Origin of the sequence: Oceanobacter mangrovi (genome assembly GCF_019740315.1) — a bacterium.
Classification (GTDB): Bacteria; Pseudomonadota; Gammaproteobacteria; order Pseudomonadales; family Oceanobacteraceae; genus Oceanobacter; species Oceanobacter mangrovi.
The window spans coordinates 120,045-135,416 of the sequence record NZ_JAHXZR010000002.1; the positions used below are offsets into that span (position 1 = coordinate 120,045).

General features: G+C 49.5%; 17 protein-coding genes. 8 read left to right on the forward strand and 9 right to left on the reverse strand.

What is annotated here, in order from left to right; genetic code table 11:
• The first annotated feature begins 18 nt into the window (after window positions 1–18).
• Entirely contained in the window at window positions 19–882 is an 864-nt protein-coding gene (gene nadC, locus K6123_RS04650) for a carboxylating nicotinate-nucleotide diphosphorylase (RefSeq protein WP_221794654.1), read from the forward strand.
• Between the two features lie 6 nt (window positions 883–888).
• The gene (locus tag K6123_RS04655) at window positions 889–2,970 is read left to right on the forward strand and encodes a thymidine phosphorylase (protein ID WP_221794656.1); all 2,082 of its coding nucleotides are present in this window, start codon (window positions 889–891) and stop codon (window positions 2,968–2,970) included.
• 439 nt (window positions 2,971–3,409) lie between these two features.
• On the opposite strand, the gene K6123_RS04660 is transcribed toward K6123_RS04655, so the two are convergent.
• Window positions 3,410–4,459 (reverse strand): methionine synthase, encoded by a 1,050-nt coding sequence (locus K6123_RS04660; RefSeq protein ID WP_221794657.1) that lies wholly within the window; start codon window positions 4,457–4,459, stop codon window positions 3,410–3,412.
• Between the two features lie 27 nt (window positions 4,460–4,486).
• Window positions 4,487–5,464 (reverse strand): DUF1852 domain-containing protein, encoded by a 978-nt coding sequence (locus K6123_RS04665; protein WP_221794659.1) that lies wholly within the window; start codon window positions 5,462–5,464, stop codon window positions 4,487–4,489.
• A gap of 475 nt (window positions 5,465–5,939) precedes the next feature.
• On the opposite strand from K6123_RS04665, the gene K6123_RS04670 reads away from it, so the two are divergent.
• Window positions 5,940–6,260: a carbohydrate porin gene (locus tag K6123_RS04670; protein WP_221794661.1), complete on the forward strand. Its 321-nt coding sequence runs from the start codon at window positions 5,940–5,942 to the stop codon at window positions 6,258–6,260.
• Complete coding sequence (locus K6123_RS04675; RefSeq protein ID WP_221794663.1) at window positions 6,257–8,263, forward strand: methyl-accepting chemotaxis protein; 2,007 nt, start codon at window positions 6,257–6,259, stop codon at window positions 8,261–8,263. The genes K6123_RS04670 and K6123_RS04675 overlap by 4 nt, the downstream gene beginning before the upstream one ends.
• 345 nt (window positions 8,264–8,608) lie before the next feature.
• Here K6123_RS04675 and K6123_RS04680 read toward each other — a convergent pair whose 3' ends face one another.
• From K6123_RS04680 to K6123_RS04710, 7 genes are all read right to left on the reverse strand, one after another.
• Window positions 8,609–9,061, reverse strand: coding sequence for a hypothetical protein (locus K6123_RS04680; RefSeq protein ID WP_221794665.1), 453 nt, complete (start codon window positions 9,059–9,061; stop codon window positions 8,609–8,611).
• Window positions 9,062–9,134: 73 nt separating this feature from the next.
• Window positions 9,135–9,608, reverse strand: coding sequence for a L,D-transpeptidase family protein (locus tag K6123_RS04685; RefSeq protein WP_221794667.1), 474 nt, complete (start codon window positions 9,606–9,608; stop codon window positions 9,135–9,137).
• Between the two features lie 223 nt (window positions 9,609–9,831).
• The gene (locus K6123_RS04690; protein WP_221794669.1) at window positions 9,832–10,092 is read right to left on the reverse strand and encodes a hypothetical protein; all 261 of its coding nucleotides are present in this window, start codon (window positions 10,090–10,092) and stop codon (window positions 9,832–9,834) included.
• Between the two features lies 1 nt (window position 10,093).
• Window positions 10,094–10,342 carry a hypothetical protein gene (locus K6123_RS04695; protein WP_221794671.1) on the reverse strand — a complete coding sequence of 83 codons (249 nt, stop codon included), beginning with the start codon at window positions 10,340–10,342 and terminating at the stop codon, window positions 10,094–10,096.
• Between the two features lie 482 nt (window positions 10,343–10,824).
• Window positions 10,825–11,085, reverse strand: a complete 261-nt coding sequence (locus K6123_RS04700; protein WP_221794673.1) for a hypothetical protein — start codon at window positions 11,083–11,085, stop codon at window positions 10,825–10,827.
• 72 nt (window positions 11,086–11,157) lie between these two features.
• A complete protein-coding gene (locus K6123_RS04705; RefSeq protein WP_221794676.1) occupies window positions 11,158–11,733 on the reverse strand; it encodes a hypothetical protein in 576 nt (191 codons plus the stop codon).
• A 59-nt stretch (window positions 11,734–11,792) separates the two neighbouring features.
• Complete coding sequence (locus K6123_RS04710) at window positions 11,793–12,704, reverse strand: hypothetical protein (protein ID WP_221794678.1); 912 nt, start codon at window positions 12,702–12,704, stop codon at window positions 11,793–11,795.
• Window positions 12,705–13,429: 725 nt separating this feature from the next.
• Between K6123_RS04710 and K6123_RS04715 the strand changes: the two genes are divergently transcribed.
• From K6123_RS04715 to K6123_RS04730, 4 genes are all read left to right on the forward strand, one after another.
• Window positions 13,430–13,603, forward strand: a complete 174-nt coding sequence (locus tag K6123_RS04715) for a hypothetical protein (protein ID WP_221794680.1) — start codon at window positions 13,430–13,432, stop codon at window positions 13,601–13,603.
• A 91-nt stretch (window positions 13,604–13,694) separates the two neighbouring features.
• A complete protein-coding gene (flgB, locus tag K6123_RS04720) occupies window positions 13,695–14,114 on the forward strand; it encodes a flagellar basal body rod protein FlgB (RefSeq protein WP_221794682.1) in 420 nt (139 codons plus the stop codon).
• A gap of 2 nt (window positions 14,115–14,116) precedes the next feature.
• A complete protein-coding gene (flgC, locus tag K6123_RS04725) occupies window positions 14,117–14,563 on the forward strand; it encodes a flagellar basal body rod protein FlgC (protein WP_221794684.1) in 447 nt (148 codons plus the stop codon).
• A gap of 10 nt (window positions 14,564–14,573) precedes the next feature.
• A complete protein-coding gene (locus K6123_RS04730) occupies window positions 14,574–15,359 on the forward strand; it encodes a flagellar hook capping FlgD N-terminal domain-containing protein (protein WP_221794686.1) in 786 nt (261 codons plus the stop codon).
• Window positions 15,360–15,372 lie beyond the last annotated feature (13 nt).

A 15,372-nucleotide genomic window follows, 5' to 3' on the forward strand; every position in this document is an offset into this window, starting at 1 on the left:
TTATTTGAGGTATCTATTATGACTGCTAAAAAACCTGTTGCCTGGCCACTGGATCCACTGGTGCTGGACGATCAAATCCGCGCCTTTTTACGTGAAGATATTGGCTATTTCGATCTGACAGCGACCCTGCTGGTGGATAAGGAATTACAGGGCGACTTTTACATGAATGCCCGTGAGCCAATGACCGTTGCCGGTATTGCCGCCGCTGCGCGAGTGTTCAGCTTCTATGATCCGAGCCTGCAGGTTGAGGCACTGGTCGCTGATGGTGACCAGGTAGCCAAGGGTGATGTGCTGCTGAAAATTCGTGGTTGTGCCCGCAGCATCCTGACCGCCGAACGGGTATCGCTGAATATCTGTCAGCACCTGTCGGGTATTGCCACCGTGGCTGCCCGCTACGTCAAGGAGATTGAAGGCACCAAGGCACAGTTGATCGATTCCCGCAAAACCACTCCGGGTCTGCGGGCGATGGAAAAACACGCCGTTGCCTGTGGTGGTGGCCGTAACCACCGTCTGGGGCTGGATAACGGCATTATGCTGAAAGATAACCACATCGCTGTTTGTGGCAGCATCACTGCGGCGGTCGAGCGCGCCAAGGCGTCTGTACCGGTGCTGACCAAGGTAGAAGTGGAGTGCGACCGGCTGGATCAGGTTGCCGAAGCACTGGCAGCCAAAGCGGATGTGATTATGCTGGATAATATGTCCCTTGAAGATATGAAAAAAGCGGTAGAAATGGTGAACGGCAAAATCCTGCTGGAAGCCTCGGGTGGCGTGCGTCTGGAAACCATTCGGGCGATTGCAGAAACCGGCGTTGATTTCATTTCTGTTGGTCGTATTACCCAATCTTCCCCAGCCCTGGATATCGGTCTGGACGAAGCGGAGTGATGGCACATGAGTAACCAAACCGCCCGTGCTGCGGGCATGCTCGTTCTGGTCGTCGGCCCCAGTGGGGTCGGCAAGGACACCCTGATCGATCTGACCCTGCAACGTTTGTACGGGCACAAGGTGGGCCGGGCCATGCGGGTTGTCAGCCGTCCGGCTGACGCTGGTGGAGAGGATCACATTGCTGTCAGTGAGAGCGAGTTTGCCGAGTGGCAGCGGTCGGGGCGGTTGCTCACCAGCTGGCAGGCCCATGATTTGCACTATGGCCTGCAAGCTGATATTCCGGCGCGGATTGCAGCTGGCGAGACGGTTATCGCCAACGTCTCCCGCAAGGTCGTTCGCCAACTGGCAGAGCTGGATTTGCCGGTGACCCTGATTGAGATCACCGCTTCCAAGGAAGTGCTCAAACAGCGTTTGATTGAGCGAGGTCGTGAAAGCATGGAAGGCGTGCAGCAGCGGCTCAATAGTCTCGAATGGGATATTCCGGAAGGCATTCCGTTTGTGCGGATTGTGAACGACAAAACGCTCGAATACGGCATCAACCGGTTTCTGGACGCGCTCAGTCATTTCTGGGGCTGCGACACCAAAACCCGACCGATCGAGATGACAGCGGGATTCCGGCTAGCCTGTGTAATCCGCACTGACAGCCCCTGGATCGGTCAAATCGGCGACGAAGCCAACCCTCGGTTGGAGTTATGCTTCTTTAATGAACGGCGGGTATTCGACGTGATTGTGTCGGATTCAGTGGCCTTGAAGTCCGACCAGATTGGCATCTTGCAGGCTTCCTACCGCTTGCTCGGGTTTGATCCCAAAGTGCGTGTGACCGTCTGTGAACCGGGTTTCCCGGCCGGCCTGGCGTTGCTGAAGAAGAAGATTAAAGGCAATCCCCTGAATGAGCAGGAATACCATGCGGTCATCAGTGACATTAATGAAAACCGCATTTCTGAAGGGGCAGCCAGTGCCTTCCTGACGGCCTTGTCTAACGACCTGTCGGATACCGAGTTAAGTGACCTGACGCGGGCGCGCTCACGCTTTGCCAGCAACCTGGCGTGGGACTTGCCAGTGGTGGTCGACAAGCACTCGATGGGGGGGCTGCCCGGTAGCCGGGTCAGCCTGATCATTATTCCGATCATTGCAGCATTGGGGCTGAAGATTCCCAAGGCGTCATCCAAAGCCATTACGTCGCCAGCGGGTACTGCCGACACCATGGCCTTGTTCGCCGACGTCGATCTGTCGGCCCAGCGGGTCAAGGATGTGGTGGCGCAGGAGAACGGCTGCATCGTCTGGAATGGCCGCATCAGCCATACGCTGTTTGATGATCTGACCAACGCCATGATCCGGCCGCTCGATCTGGATTCCGCCAAGATGAGCGTGGCGTCGATTCTGTCGAAAAAGTACGCCGCCGGGGTTACCCACCTGGTGATCGACCTGCCGGTTGGCCCCAACGTCAAATTAAAAACCCGCCAGGAAGCCGAACGACTGAAGGCGCTGTTTGAATCGGTTGGCCAGGCGCTAGGCATTCAGGTCGACGCCATTCTGACCGATGGGGATCACCCGGTAGGTCGTGGTGTTGGCCCGGCTCTGGAAGCCCGTGATGTTATCGACGTGCTGAATAACCATAAAACTGCCCCGGCAGATTTACGCGACAAGGCACTGCATTTTGCTGGGCGGCTGTTAGAAATGGCTGGCGTTGCAGGAGTGGGCGAAGGACGCCAGCTGGCGTTGCAAACCCTTAAATCCGGCGCTGCGGCGAAAAAATTCCTCGCCATATGCCGGGCCCAGGGCAAGCGTAAATCACTGCCGGAACCGGCGGATCAATACCTCGATGTGCTGGCCAGCGCCAGTGGTGTGGTGGATGCCTTTGATGTTTGGCGTATCAACAGCATTGCCCGTTACGCCGGGGCGCCGCTGAACCCGAGAGCGGGTATCGACCTGTATGTTGAACTCGGCAGCCAGGTACAGGCCGGGGAGGTGTTGTATCGGGTGTACTTCAGCCCGTCACGGGATCGTGCCGAGTTGCAACAGGACGTCGAGCGTTATAGCGGCGTGTCGGTTGCGCCACTGCAAGCAACCAGCCGCCTGGCGGGATAAACCGTGCAGACAAATAGAAAGACGTTGGTGAGGTAGTTCCTCTTGCTGTCATCCCTTGTTGATGATGACACCGCTATCTTTGGATAGCGGTTTTTTTGCTTCCGGGAAGCCATTGGCAAGGCATGCCTTGCCCCTACGAAAAACATTCGTCTTCGGAATCCATCCCCCACGCAAAAATACCCGTCTTCGTAGGGTCACGACATGTCGTGACAACGGCCCTGCATTACATCCGAACCGTAGGGTGTAATAGCCGCAGGCGTATTACATCGTCAGGGGTGCACCAAACACCGACCTGCGTAGGGTCACGACATGTCGTGACACCAACTCCGAATTGCATCAGAACCGTAGGGTGTAATAGCCGCAGGCGTATTACACCGTCAGGGTTGCACAAAACACCGACCTGCGTAGGGTCACGACATGTCGTGACAACAACTCCGAATTACACCAACAACGCCAACTCGCTACCCGCAAGCTCCGCCCGCAGGATCGCCGCCCCGTCACTCAAGGCCTGCAACTTGCCACGTGCAACCTGGCGGGAGAGGGGAGCCATGCCGCAGTTGGTGCTTGGATACAGTTTGTCAGCATCGACAAACTGCAGCGCTTTTCGCAGCGTATTAGCCACTTCCTCGGGCGTTTCGATCTGGTTGCTGGCGACATCAATCGCCCCGACCATCACCTTCTTGCCCCGAATCAGTTCAATCAGATCCATCGGCACACGGGAGTTCTGGCACTCCAGTGACACAATATCGAGACTGGAGCGTTGCAACTTCGGAAAAATCTCTTCGTACTGGCGCCATTCCGAACCCAGCGTCTGTTTCCAGTCGGTATTGGCCTTGATGCCGTAGCCGTAACAAATATGCACGGCGGTTTCGCATTGCAGGCCCTCAACCGCTTTTTCCAGTGCCGCGATGCCCCAGTCATTAACCTCATCAAAAAACACGTTAAAGGCCGGTTCATCGAACTGGATAATATCGACGCCAGCCGCTTCCAGCTCACGCGCTTCCTGATTCAGAATTTTGGCGAATTCCCAGGCCAGCTTTTCGCGGCTCTGGTAATGGTCGTCAAACAGGGTGTCGACCATGGTCATGGGGCCGGGCAACGCCCATTTAATCGGCTGATTGGTTTGCTGGCGTAAAAAGCGGGCGTCTTCAACAAACACCGGCCGCGTGCGGCTGACGGCATCCACCACCACCGGCACGCTGGCGTCATAACGATTGCGGATTTTAACGGTCTTGCGGTTTTCAAAATCGACGCCGCTGAGGTGCTCGATAAAGGTGGTCACAAAATGCTGACGGGTTTGTTCGCCGTCGCTGACAATATCAATGCCCGCCTGCAGCTGCTCCTGCAGTGATACACGTAAGGCGTCCTGTTTGCCTTCGACCAGCGCATCACCTTCCAGCTTCCAGGGTGACCAGAGGGTTTCCGGCTGTGCCAGCCAAACGGGTTTCGGCAAGCTGCCAGCGGTCGATGTCGGTAATAACTTTTTCATAATCAATCAACAAATATCGGTAACAAATTAAACGGCGAAACTGGCGGACCACTGCTCAAGCACAGCGCGGTACGGCTTGATGAAATGCTCTTCAGCAAACTTGCCCTGCTTGATGGCCAGCTGACTACGCTCGGCACGGTCATAATCAATACGGGTCAACGAGTGATCCGGGTGCTGCAGGCTTGGAATAAAACGTTCGCCCGCCACTGCATTGGCGTTATAGATTTCCGGCCGATAAATCTTCTGGAACGTCTCCATGGTGGCGATGGTGCTGATCAGCTCCAGGTTGCTGTAGTCGTTAATCAGGTCACCAAAGAAATAAAACGCCAGCGGTGCGGTGCTGTTGGGCGGCATAAAATAACGAACCTGCAAGCCCATCTGTTTGAAGTAGTTTTCGGTTAACGACGCTTCATTCGGCTCGTATTCAAAGCCCAGCACCGGATGCTGGTTTTCGGTGCGATGGTAGATCTTGCTGTCTGAAACACTCAGACAAATCACCGGCTGCTTGCTGAAGTTCTGACGGTAGGCGGCGGAATTCACAAAATACTTGAACAGCTTGCCGTGCAGATCACCGAAGTTTTCGGGAACACTGAAACGGGCCTGATTCTGGTTGTGATCCAGCAGCAAAATACTGAAATCGTAATCCCGCACATACGACGAAAAGCTGTTACCAAGCAGACCCTCTATACGCTTGTTATGGGCGTGGTCGATAATCGTGGTCTGCAACACCTCGATGGTCGGGAAGGTCTGGCCGTTGCCCTCAATGTCGATATCCACCGAAATAATTTCAACCTCGACGGAATAACGATCACCGTTCGGGTTATCCCAATTGGCCAGCGCGTTAAAGCGGTTATTGATCATCCGCAGAGTGTCGCGCAGGTTCTCCTGACGACGGGCACCGCGCGCCAGATTAGCGAAGTTGGTGGTGATACGAGTGTTATCCGACGGCTGGTAATGTTCGTCGAAGCGGGTGCTTTTTATCGCGAAGCTGAAATTCGTGTTCATCGTTCCTGGCATCCTGATTATCTGATAAAGCCTGAATGTGTTTGTGCTCTTGCGGGACCTTCCAATGGCGATTCGGACTTACCCAATCAGTGGTCTTTCCCCTCTAGTTGCTGGCCGGATTTTCGGCAGCAGGGGAGGCTGGTTCAGAGCAGTGGGGGATTTATACCGGAACGACAACGTGAGAAAAATTGATATTATCTCAGATCAATGTGAGCAATATTCATGAAGGGTGTGTGGGCTGTTTGAGCTGCCGGGTTCTACCCCGATTTCACGGACGGCTTAATAAGGTCTGAAAGTTATCGTCTTGCGCTGCACTTCACCACAACCGTAAAACTTTTTCTGACTCTTTGCCTGAGTGGGCAGATTTCGGATAGACGCCCGGATGAATGACAATCAGCCTGAATGCCACTGGTTTGCGCAGTTATCTTCCCTTGTCTACCGTTAATAATCAGCCCCAGATTATCAGGCCATCACTATGAGTCTGCTGTTACGCACCGGTTCTACAGCATCGTTATCTGCCCTTGCTGTCTTCTGTTCAGCAGAGGCTTCCGAAGACACTTTTATCCCCTTCGCCGACATCGCGGTCGATAACTCTCAGGTCGTCAGCGGCGGGGTGGAAAGGGGTCTTACGTCTCGCTTTTTGTTGGATGCTGATTTGGGGTTCGGTTATGACCAGCTCATGCTGCAGCCGGATATTCAGTTTATCCAGCATCCTTCTGGTTTGAACGAGATACGCGATGCATGGGTGCTGACGCTTTCCATCGAAGTGAATGCCTTTTACGGAGTTACGCTATGACACTATCCAGCAAAGCATCATTGGGCCTTGGATTAATGGCCGTCACCATCATCTTGATTGCTGCAGTCGGCTTTTATGGCATTCATCGTCTCAGCAGTTCGCTCGGTTATGTGGTGGGCCCGGCCTGGGATTCCGCCGATGGTGCAATGGAAACGACTATCGAATTGCAAAAGCAAATGCTCGACATAGAAATGATGCTCGCAGGCAAACCGTTGGATACAGCCGCGCATCAACAGAGCAAAAAATCGGTGGCACAGGCAAGCAGCCGACTTGAAGCGAGCAGTCTTGTACCAACGGATGTGCTCGCATCATTACGTGAAGCCCAATCAGATAGGGAAGCCAGGGAAAACAACCTGATTTCTGACTACAACCGGTTTGCAACATCCCGGAAGGAGTTTCAGCGAGTGACTGCAGAATTAGTGACCTTGCTGGGAGAACTCGAAGAACAAGGCGATAGAGCTGTGGAGGTGCTGGAAAGCAATCCAGACACCATGATCAGCTGGAATAGCGGACTGAGTGTTAAATGGGAGGCGGCTGATGGTGGTATGGAATCAACCATTGGGCTATTAAAACAACTCTATCTGCTTGAACGGCTTCTGAGAGGGGAATATCCCGTCTTGATGGAAAAACAATTAAAGCAGGCTTCGACGTTCATGGACGACGCCATAAGCGGCATGTTGCAAACCGGGGCTTTTACCGCTCCCTCGACCACGGTGCCCGGACAGTCCCAGGAACAGGCGCTGAACCAGCAAATTGCTCAATTCAGGGATTTGCTGGAACAAGTCATACAAAATTACAAAACCTATATGCAGTCAAATACAGGCTACCAGGTGTCAACAGACAATTTGAAGATGCTATTAGGAAATATTGAAGAAATTGCTGACGGCAAGGTCGACGAGCAGGTTCTCGCCAGTGAAAGTACCGTAGATTCAGTCTATTTACTGATGACGACCGTTTTTATAGCCGGGCTCCTGATAGCAGGTTTTCTCGCCGTTATGACAAGAAAAATGGTTATGTCGCCGTTAATCGCAATCACCGAACGCATCCGCAATATCGCTATGGGAGATGGCGATCTGACCAAACGTACAGGCTTTTCCCGCGATGACGAAATAGGGGATTTGTCCCGCTTTGTCGACCAGTTTATTGAACGGCTGCAAATTATGATTTCAGGAATTAAAAATAACGGCATCACCATTCGGGATTTGGTGATTCGTACCAGTAGCAGCGCAGATGTCATTAACAGCAGTTCAGAAAAAACGGCCTGCCAGGCAGACGAAGTAGCTGTTGCCAGTGAGCAGATGTCACAGGTTTCACGGGAAATTGCCGCCAGTTGCGTAGGTGCCGCTGACAGTGCTGAACGAGTCAGCAAGCTGGCGGTGCTTGGTGAACAGCGCGTACAGGAGACCGTCAGCAGTATGCAGGCAATCACAGGGCGGGTCTCGGCCAGCTCAGAGTCCATTGCCTCGTTAAAAGAACAGGCAGGTAAAATTGGCGATATTGTGTCAGTGATTGCCGGTATCTCTGAGCAAACCAATTTGCTGGCGCTCAATGCGGCAATTGAAGCGGCCAGAGCGGGAGAACAAGGCCGGGGTTTCGCGGTAGTCGCGGATGAAGTCCGCACACTGGCGCAACGTACTGCAGATTCCACCACTGAAATTACTGACGTGATAAGAACGATTCAGAACCAGACTAATCAGTGTTTTACCCTGATGGAAAGCTGCGTCGGAGAAGTCAGCGACGGCATGACCAAATCTGCAGGAGCCAGCGAATCGCTCGATGAAATTCGTCAACAAATGACAGAGCTGTCGATGTTGATCACACAAATATCAACGGCAACAGAACAGCAGACGGTGACCATTACGGAAGTATCGTCGAAGGTGCAGACCATCGCATCGCTGGCACAGCAATCCAATGCGGATGCACGTCAGAGCAGTGACTTTATGCGCAAGTTAAGCCACAGCAGTGATGAACTGGATAGCGAACTTGCTCAGTTTACCGTGTAGGGAACAGCTGGTTTTGCTATCACAGTCTGCAATCTGACGGGTGACAGCCTGTCAGCTGTAATATTCACGTTGAAGCCAACAGCGGGGGTGGGGCTTGGAATACATCATGATCCGTTAGTTAATCGAATGCCGCGGAGCCATCTTAAAGAAGGGGGCAGGCCCTTGTATTTGAATGATTTTTTATAACTATAATATCACCGGGCTTGGAACGACCTTATTGATAAGCCCCATTTTTTCAATAAATTGATCTGCTACATTTTTAGATGTGTCCGTAATAACGGGGTAAAACCATATATCACATTTGGCCAGGCTAAACGGGGCGCATTGGAGCCGCTTGTTAAGTGTTTACAGGGCACGATAGTAGACATCAATATTGTGTGATGTGGCTAAATACTTTGACCCATTTTGAGAAAAACAAACGTTCCTAACTTCCTTTTCTTCGTATTTGTCTCCACCCACGATGGTTTTCTTTAGAGTTGTTGAACTTGCACAAAAGCTATTGCCACCCACAGATTCAATGACTGTATTTTCAGGTGCAGAATGTGGCATAGAGCTTGGTTTTCCGACAGCTTTCATCGACGCCAATAACTGGCGTTTTGAAACAGACCGAGTATCCGCCCCCATGCCTGGGATATGCAAAGTTTGACTGATTTTATATTCCTTACCAAGCCACGGAGAGAATGAAGATACATTATTACTCATGTAAGCTTTTTCGAAATCGAGATAAATTGCAATTTTCTCGTCACCTGCTTGTGCGAAAGCAGATAACAAGACAACGATCCATAATAGATGCTTCATACTCTTCCTTACACTTAGCACTGAAAGCAGGGGCGGCGAAGCCATCCCAGCCTGCCTTTGCTTATTAGTACACTTACCACTGGATTTCAATCGGAGTGCCGACATCTACCCTCTCCATAAAATCATCCATGTCACTATTCGTGAGTGCAATGCAGCCGTTAGTCCAGTTGAACTTTTGAAAGAGGAATGAAAGCCATCCTAAACCGTTCTTCTGGCCATGTAGCATGATAAAACCGCCAGGAGATACCCCAAGCTCATCCGCCTTTGCTACATCTTCAGCATTGGGATAGCTGATATGCATAGAACGATAGAACGACGAATCTTCTTTCTTGTAATCCAGAGTATATCGGCCTTCTGGTGTCCGTTCGTCACCGTCCTGGAACTTATGTCCCTTTGGGTTCGCTCCAAATGCTACATCATATTCAGTTACGACCTGACCTCCTTCCATCAGCATCATACGGTTTTCTGACTTGACTACTTTAACCAAGTCGACCGATGCATTTAGTAAGGCCGGATAAAGTGTCAGAAGTAGAAATATACGTTTCATAGCGAGTAACGCCTCGGTTTAGGGCTGACTGGAGCGCAGCGGAAGGCAGTCGCAGCCGACAACAACGCCTTGTTATGGCCAGCAGTTTTTACAAGCATGTACCAGCACTATTGATTGAATAATTCGTTACTTTCCCATTAGTATCTGTCTCAATAGCGATAATTATATGCCACATTGCGCATATGGAATTATCTACTTCTATAGTTTCGAGAATTATTCCCCCTTAATGTGGGAAAGAATTTAATGGAACGCCATTGTCACTCTGCCATTTAAAAAGTTCTTCTTTGCTCTTACCAACAGGATCAAAGATTTGGAGCTTCTGTATCCACTCCCGTTCTTTCTCTGTAATGATGCTATTTGAGGAGCAAGCAGATACGGCAATAACGAATAAGAAAAGTAATCGCTTCATTATGTTACCTGTTGCAATAATGCCCGTAACAGGGGCTGGGCGAAATCCAGGCCACGGCTGAACTTTGAGCGGCATGTTATGACCTTGAGTTTGCAGAATTTTTTCCCACCCGATAATTAGCATATATTAGCAGCACTAAAACAGTAAAGCTTGCAATGGTTGATAGGTACGACCCAAGATAAGAAGGGGCTACGCCATCACCATAAATACGATCACCTGGTCTTATAGAGCCAGCCAGTAACATATAAGAAATCATCGCTGATTGTGTCAAAAACAGCAGGGTTGGTACGGCAATGATTCCTATTAAAAATTTTTTCCCTTTCATCGAATATCTCTTGAGTACCTTGTTAGGCACAGGACCCCGCGCCCTTGTTAACAATTATTGATAACACACTAGCTCCTGGTTGAATAATTATATTAGCTTGGATTTTTGGAAAAAAATTCCAAAAAGATGTGGGGACTTAACAGCAACAGTAAACCTGGTATGAAAGATAAAGCACCTAAGACAAGGGCAGACTTACCGGTTACATAGCTACTTGGATCAAACCCCTTGATACCGACACCTATTCTTCGCTCTCTCATAACCCGAATTGAATATAGCATCTGAAAAAACCCAACCACACGCCACCCGGGCACCTCACCAAATACGAAAAAAGTTACGACCACCAACCCAAAAACAATCCAGCTCAACAAACTTTCTAAATCCTATGAATCTATTATTGCCTAATGCCCGGACCTGGGGCACGTGTTTTTACGCGTCCCTCCACACGTTTCAGTTGCCTCAACGGCCGCTTGTTAGAATGCATGTCAAATGATTCCAATGAGTAGACCGCCAATCATGATACCCCAATGAGCCACGCCATCTCGATATTCATTCAAAAGCCAGAAATACGCTGTCGCTAGTCCGAAGGCAATCAGGGACATAATCAAAACGCTTAAAATTTGGCCACCGAATATCAAACCCAGCAAGAGTGCAGCAACTCCATAGACACCAGAGCATAACAATGGATTCTCAGTTCGATATAACAACTGGAGTAGACCAACAAGTAAAAGTATTTTAAAAATCACAGTTTAATCCTTCTAACGTCAATCTGTGGGGTGTTAGCCGAATCGAGGTTAAGCACCCCACACGAGCGAATTTTATAAGCCACTTTTGCTACCTTCATGAACTATAAAACCAATATTACCATTAGGTTTTACTTCAATATTTGGCAGAATATCATCGTTTGTAAATGGCTTCTCATCAGGGCCTACTCCCAGTAAGTAGTAATGTGAATCGTCTTTTAAATCATAGTGGTAATAACGTGGCTCGTCGCCTATTTGAACATGTGCTGGGTCATAAACGAACACCATAGAATTTTCTGGAAGTGATTCGCGCAGGACTTCAAGTGAAGCCGGATAGTTTCCGTTTTGTGTTTTATAAAACTCAATGGCTTGCGCGAGAGATGTGATTGTGTTTTTACTTAGCTTGGCACGAAGATCATCATATACTCCATCTCTTTGGACAAAGCCGAAATAAAAAAGTGAACCATATAGAATGACACTCAAGGCAATGCCGCAAGCACCGATAATTGCCAGTTTCTTACCCCCAGGATTTTTTGTTACCAAGCCCCAAATGATGGCAATGATGCCAAAGATTATTCCGATAGCTGGAATAAAAGAAGCTCCACCTATGACATAAGGGAAAGCACCTGGTTTTTCTTGTTCTCCGTTCATAACCTCTCCGTGTATGGCTTATAACGCCGCGCTCACCGGAAAATAAGGAGCGCAGCGAGTTATTTTTCCGTGTGCAGCGCCTTGTTATTTAGATTGGCCTCGTACTCAATAAAAATAGTTTTATCAGTTATGCTATGAATTTCTTGCCTAATTTTAATTAGGTTATCAATATCACAGAGAAGTATGTATAAACCAGAAACATACTTAATCTTTTCATCATATTCGGAATAGCGCATAAAACTCCCAGAAATATCCGAGCAGTAATCATTTCCAACCAAAGTTTTCGTGTGACTTTTAATCAAGTCTAATTCATCACTAAATCGACGGTCAAACTTTACAAGTGAACGTACATTGTCTATGTCCATATCTCCGTAGATCATATTGGAGTATATCGAATTACGATAATCCAACTCATGACTAAATCTTGTTGGTATTAATATTCTCTCAATAACTTCTTGAAGATAACTCTTAAAAGATTCTAACTTAGTGTATATGACTGTTTCATTCTTAACTTTATCTTTGTGAAGAATGAAAGAAGAATATATATACGAAAATAGGACTTTAAGATATGTACTAGACACGTTCAGTAAATGCTCATTATCATTTTTATAACCAAACCCATAATCAAATTCACCTATAATAGATCTTATTCGATTATCAAACTCACTAGAATGCTCTTCGCATGCATTGAACACCTTTTCGATACCGACATTGTAAGCTCGGTAGTTATCTAAGCTATCTACCACTTTATTAAATTTATCTTCCAAGAAAACGATTCTCGATGTTTTCCGTACCTCTACAATTTTCTCTATTATTCTGTTTGTGTCTGTATAGTTAATTATATTGTTGTTGACTGTAATTAACGTATCGGGAACTAAATTTTTACTTAAATTAACATCTTCATCTACACGTTTTATCCAACGTCCAGTAGATTTATCTCTAAGCATTAGTTCTTCTGAAGTATTAGTCATGTTTTAACTCACTCTATCTTGGCTTGGAGTATAAAAGTTCAGCATTATAACAGTTAATGAGGTTTAATTTAACGATTGGGCTATAGTGGCTAACAGCTTATTAGTGCGCATCCGCGCTTTCTGGGTAAACCAGTTTCTGGAAAGGTGCGATAATCAGCTGAAATATATGAATAAAATTCCATTTCTAGATCAGTCCATTCTAAGAAAGCGAGCATGCGCATTAACTCCGGTTCGCGTTGCGCATTAATCTGTAAACCTGCGCAATAACCTTCCATGTATCAATGCCTTACCGTATCAGCGCTAGGGAAAGCGCGCAAGCCTGTCGGAAAAGCGCGCATTGATTTTTCCAATACCTGATTTTGCTGTCTATATGTACAGTATTAATTCAAGAGGAGAAAGGTGTCTACAGCCCGTTTCTGAACGGAATTCGTCGCTTTATGCGCACGTGAGGCTACAGCCTGAGAACAGAGAAAACCTACGTTTACTGGATACGTTTTTTCATACGATACCAATTTGATGCATCCAGGAATCAGCGATTACCGTAGATAACCCGTGACCCTACGACGTGTGGCCCTGCGAGAGCTGGCTATAGCGTCAGGCTGGGGTGGTTGGTGTATTACGCTTCGCTAATAGCACCCTACATGTTTGGCATTTGCAGGTTCGCCCGGAGTGGTGTTCGGCTGTTGTCACGGCATGCCGTGACCCTACGGAGTTGGGAGGTCGGGTTGGTGTATTCCGATTTCCTGCTGTTCGGCTTTTCTTCCTTCTTCCTTCTTCCTTCTTCCTTCTTCCTTCTTCCTTCTTCCTTCTTCCTTCTTCCTTCTTCCTCGCGCAGCGGCAATCTGCCGTTTGCCTGCCAGCGGCAGCTTGCCGCTTTGAATCTGGTTTGCCGCTCTTGAATCCATAAACTACTGATAAATAAAGAAATTTATTTTTGGCACACTGGTTGCTGTAGTCACTGCATCAGAAGCTGTGACCGTGAGACAGACAATGGCGGCAATCAATTTTTCCAACGCCCTGGGCGTACACGATGAAGCACTGCAGTTGCGTGGCAAGCGCGCTGAGGTGTTGGCCAATAACCTGGCGAATTCGGATACACCCGGATTCAAGGCGCGGGATTTCGATTTCCGTACGGCGCTGGATAACGCTGTTGAGCAGAGCAAGGTGGGCACCAGTCAGCAAACCGGTCTGGCGATGGAGCGCACTGCTGCTGGTCATATTGCCGGTCACGGTTATATCGAGGACGACCTCAGCTACCGCAATCCGATGCAACCGGCGATCGACGGTAACACGGTGGATTCGCAGATCGAGCAGGCGTTGTATGCCCGCAACAGTCTCGACTACAACGCGTCGTTTGAATTTCTGAGTGCCAAGTTCAAGGGCCTCAAAGGCGCGATCCGGGGAGAATAATCATGTCACTGACCAACGTATTTGATATTGCCGGTTCCGGTATGAGCGCCCAGTCGGTGCGAATGAACACCACTGCGTCCAACCTTGCCAACGCCGAAAGTGCGTCCAGCTCGGTGGATGAAACCTACCGAGCTCGCAAGCCCTGGTTTGCGGTGATGAAGCAGGAGCAGCTGAAGCTTAATGAAGACAACCAGTTCAGCGATCTCGACAGCAACATTGGTGTCGGCGTGCAGGTGCTGGGCATCGTTGAGAAAGACTCGCCGCTGCAGGCGCGTTTTCAGCCCGACCACCCAATGGCCAACGAAGATGGCTATGTGTATTACCCCAACGTCAACGTGGTGGAAGAGATGACCGACATGATGTCGTCCTCCCGCAGTTATCAGATGAACGTTGAAGTGATGAAAACGGCCAAGCAAATGCTTACCCGCACACTGACGCTGGGACAGTAAGGAGAACACCATGGCGATCACCGACGTAACCTCAGCCTCCGTGTTGGACCAGTATCGTACCAACACCAGTTCGGGTACTGGCACGGCCTCTAACGAGTTGGGTCAGGATGCCTTTCTGGAGCTGATGGTTGCCCAGCTGAATAACCAGAACCCGCTTGATCCGATGGACAACCAGGCGTTTGTGGCCCAGCTGGCGCAGTTCTCCAGCGTCGAAGGGATCGATAATCTGAACAGTACGGTGGAAGCCATTTCGTCCGAGTTCTCGTCGTTCTCGGCATTGCAGGCCTCCAGTATGGTGGGGCAGTCGGTGATCATCGACGGCAACACCACTGGTAGCCTGCGTCAGGATGGTGTGCTGAGCGCATCTACCAATCTGGACGCCAGTGCGACCGACCTGACCATGACGGTTTACAACAGCGCTGGTCAGTTGCTGGAGCAATACGATCTGGGTAGCCACAGCGAAGGTGCCTTGTCTGTCCAGTGGGATGGTCTGAACCTGACCATGGACGGCCAGGCGGTCACCAATAACAACCTCAATCGCGATGAGTACCTCACCGACAGCAATGGTGAGCTGCTGCTCGATAGCAACGGCAACGCGATTCTGGCGCCGTACGATGCTGGCCAATATCAGTTTGTGCTGACTGGTACCGTGGCGGGCAGTACCGAGCAGATGGCGATGAACATGAGCACCCGGGTTGAGAGCGTCACGCTGGCTTCGACAGGCGCAGTGACCCTTAACCTGACCGGAGGCCAGACCGCTGGCCTGTCCGATATCAGTCAGATTCTTGAAGATTAACAGTAGACGAAAG

Excerpts from the sequence above, each read along its gene's own strand:
- nadC (WP_221794654.1), top strand. The coding sequence starts at position 19 with ATGACTGCTAAAAAACCTGTTGCCTGGCCACTGGATCCACTGGTGCTG.
- K6123_RS04655 (WP_221794656.1), top strand. The coding sequence starts at position 889 with ATGAGTAACCAAACCGCCCGTGCTGCGGGCATGCTCGTTCTGGTCGTC.
- K6123_RS04660 (WP_221794657.1), bottom strand. The coding sequence starts at position 4,459 with ATGAAAAAGTTATTACCGACATCGACCGCTGGCAGCTTGCCGAAACCC.
- K6123_RS04665 (WP_221794659.1), bottom strand. The coding sequence starts at position 5,464 with ATGAACACGAATTTCAGCTTCGCGATAAAAAGCACCCGCTTCGACGAA.
- K6123_RS04670 (WP_221794661.1), top strand. The coding sequence starts at position 5,940 with ATGAGTCTGCTGTTACGCACCGGTTCTACAGCATCGTTATCTGCCCTT.
- K6123_RS04675 (WP_221794663.1), top strand. The coding sequence starts at position 6,257 with ATGACACTATCCAGCAAAGCATCATTGGGCCTTGGATTAATGGCCGTC.
- K6123_RS04680 (WP_221794665.1), bottom strand. The coding sequence starts at position 9,061 with ATGAAGCATCTATTATGGATCGTTGTCTTGTTATCTGCTTTCGCACAA.
- K6123_RS04685 (WP_221794667.1), bottom strand. The coding sequence starts at position 9,608 with ATGAAACGTATATTTCTACTTCTGACACTTTATCCGGCCTTACTAAAT.
- K6123_RS04690 (WP_221794669.1), bottom strand. The coding sequence starts at position 10,092 with ATGCCGCTCAAAGTTCAGCCGTGGCCTGGATTTCGCCCAGCCCCTGTT.
- K6123_RS04695 (WP_221794671.1), bottom strand. The coding sequence starts at position 10,342 with ATGAAAGGGAAAAAATTTTTAATAGGAATCATTGCCGTACCAACCCTG.
- K6123_RS04705 (WP_221794676.1), bottom strand. The coding sequence starts at position 11,733 with ATGAACGGAGAACAAGAAAAACCAGGTGCTTTCCCTTATGTCATAGGT.
- K6123_RS04710 (WP_221794678.1), bottom strand. The coding sequence starts at position 12,704 with ATGACTAATACTTCAGAAGAACTAATGCTTAGAGATAAATCTACTGGA.
- flgB (WP_221794682.1), top strand. The coding sequence starts at position 13,695 with ATGGCGGCAATCAATTTTTCCAACGCCCTGGGCGTACACGATGAAGCA.
- flgC (WP_221794684.1), top strand. The coding sequence starts at position 14,117 with ATGTCACTGACCAACGTATTTGATATTGCCGGTTCCGGTATGAGCGCC.
- K6123_RS04730 (WP_221794686.1), top strand. The coding sequence starts at position 14,574 with ATGGCGATCACCGACGTAACCTCAGCCTCCGTGTTGGACCAGTATCGT.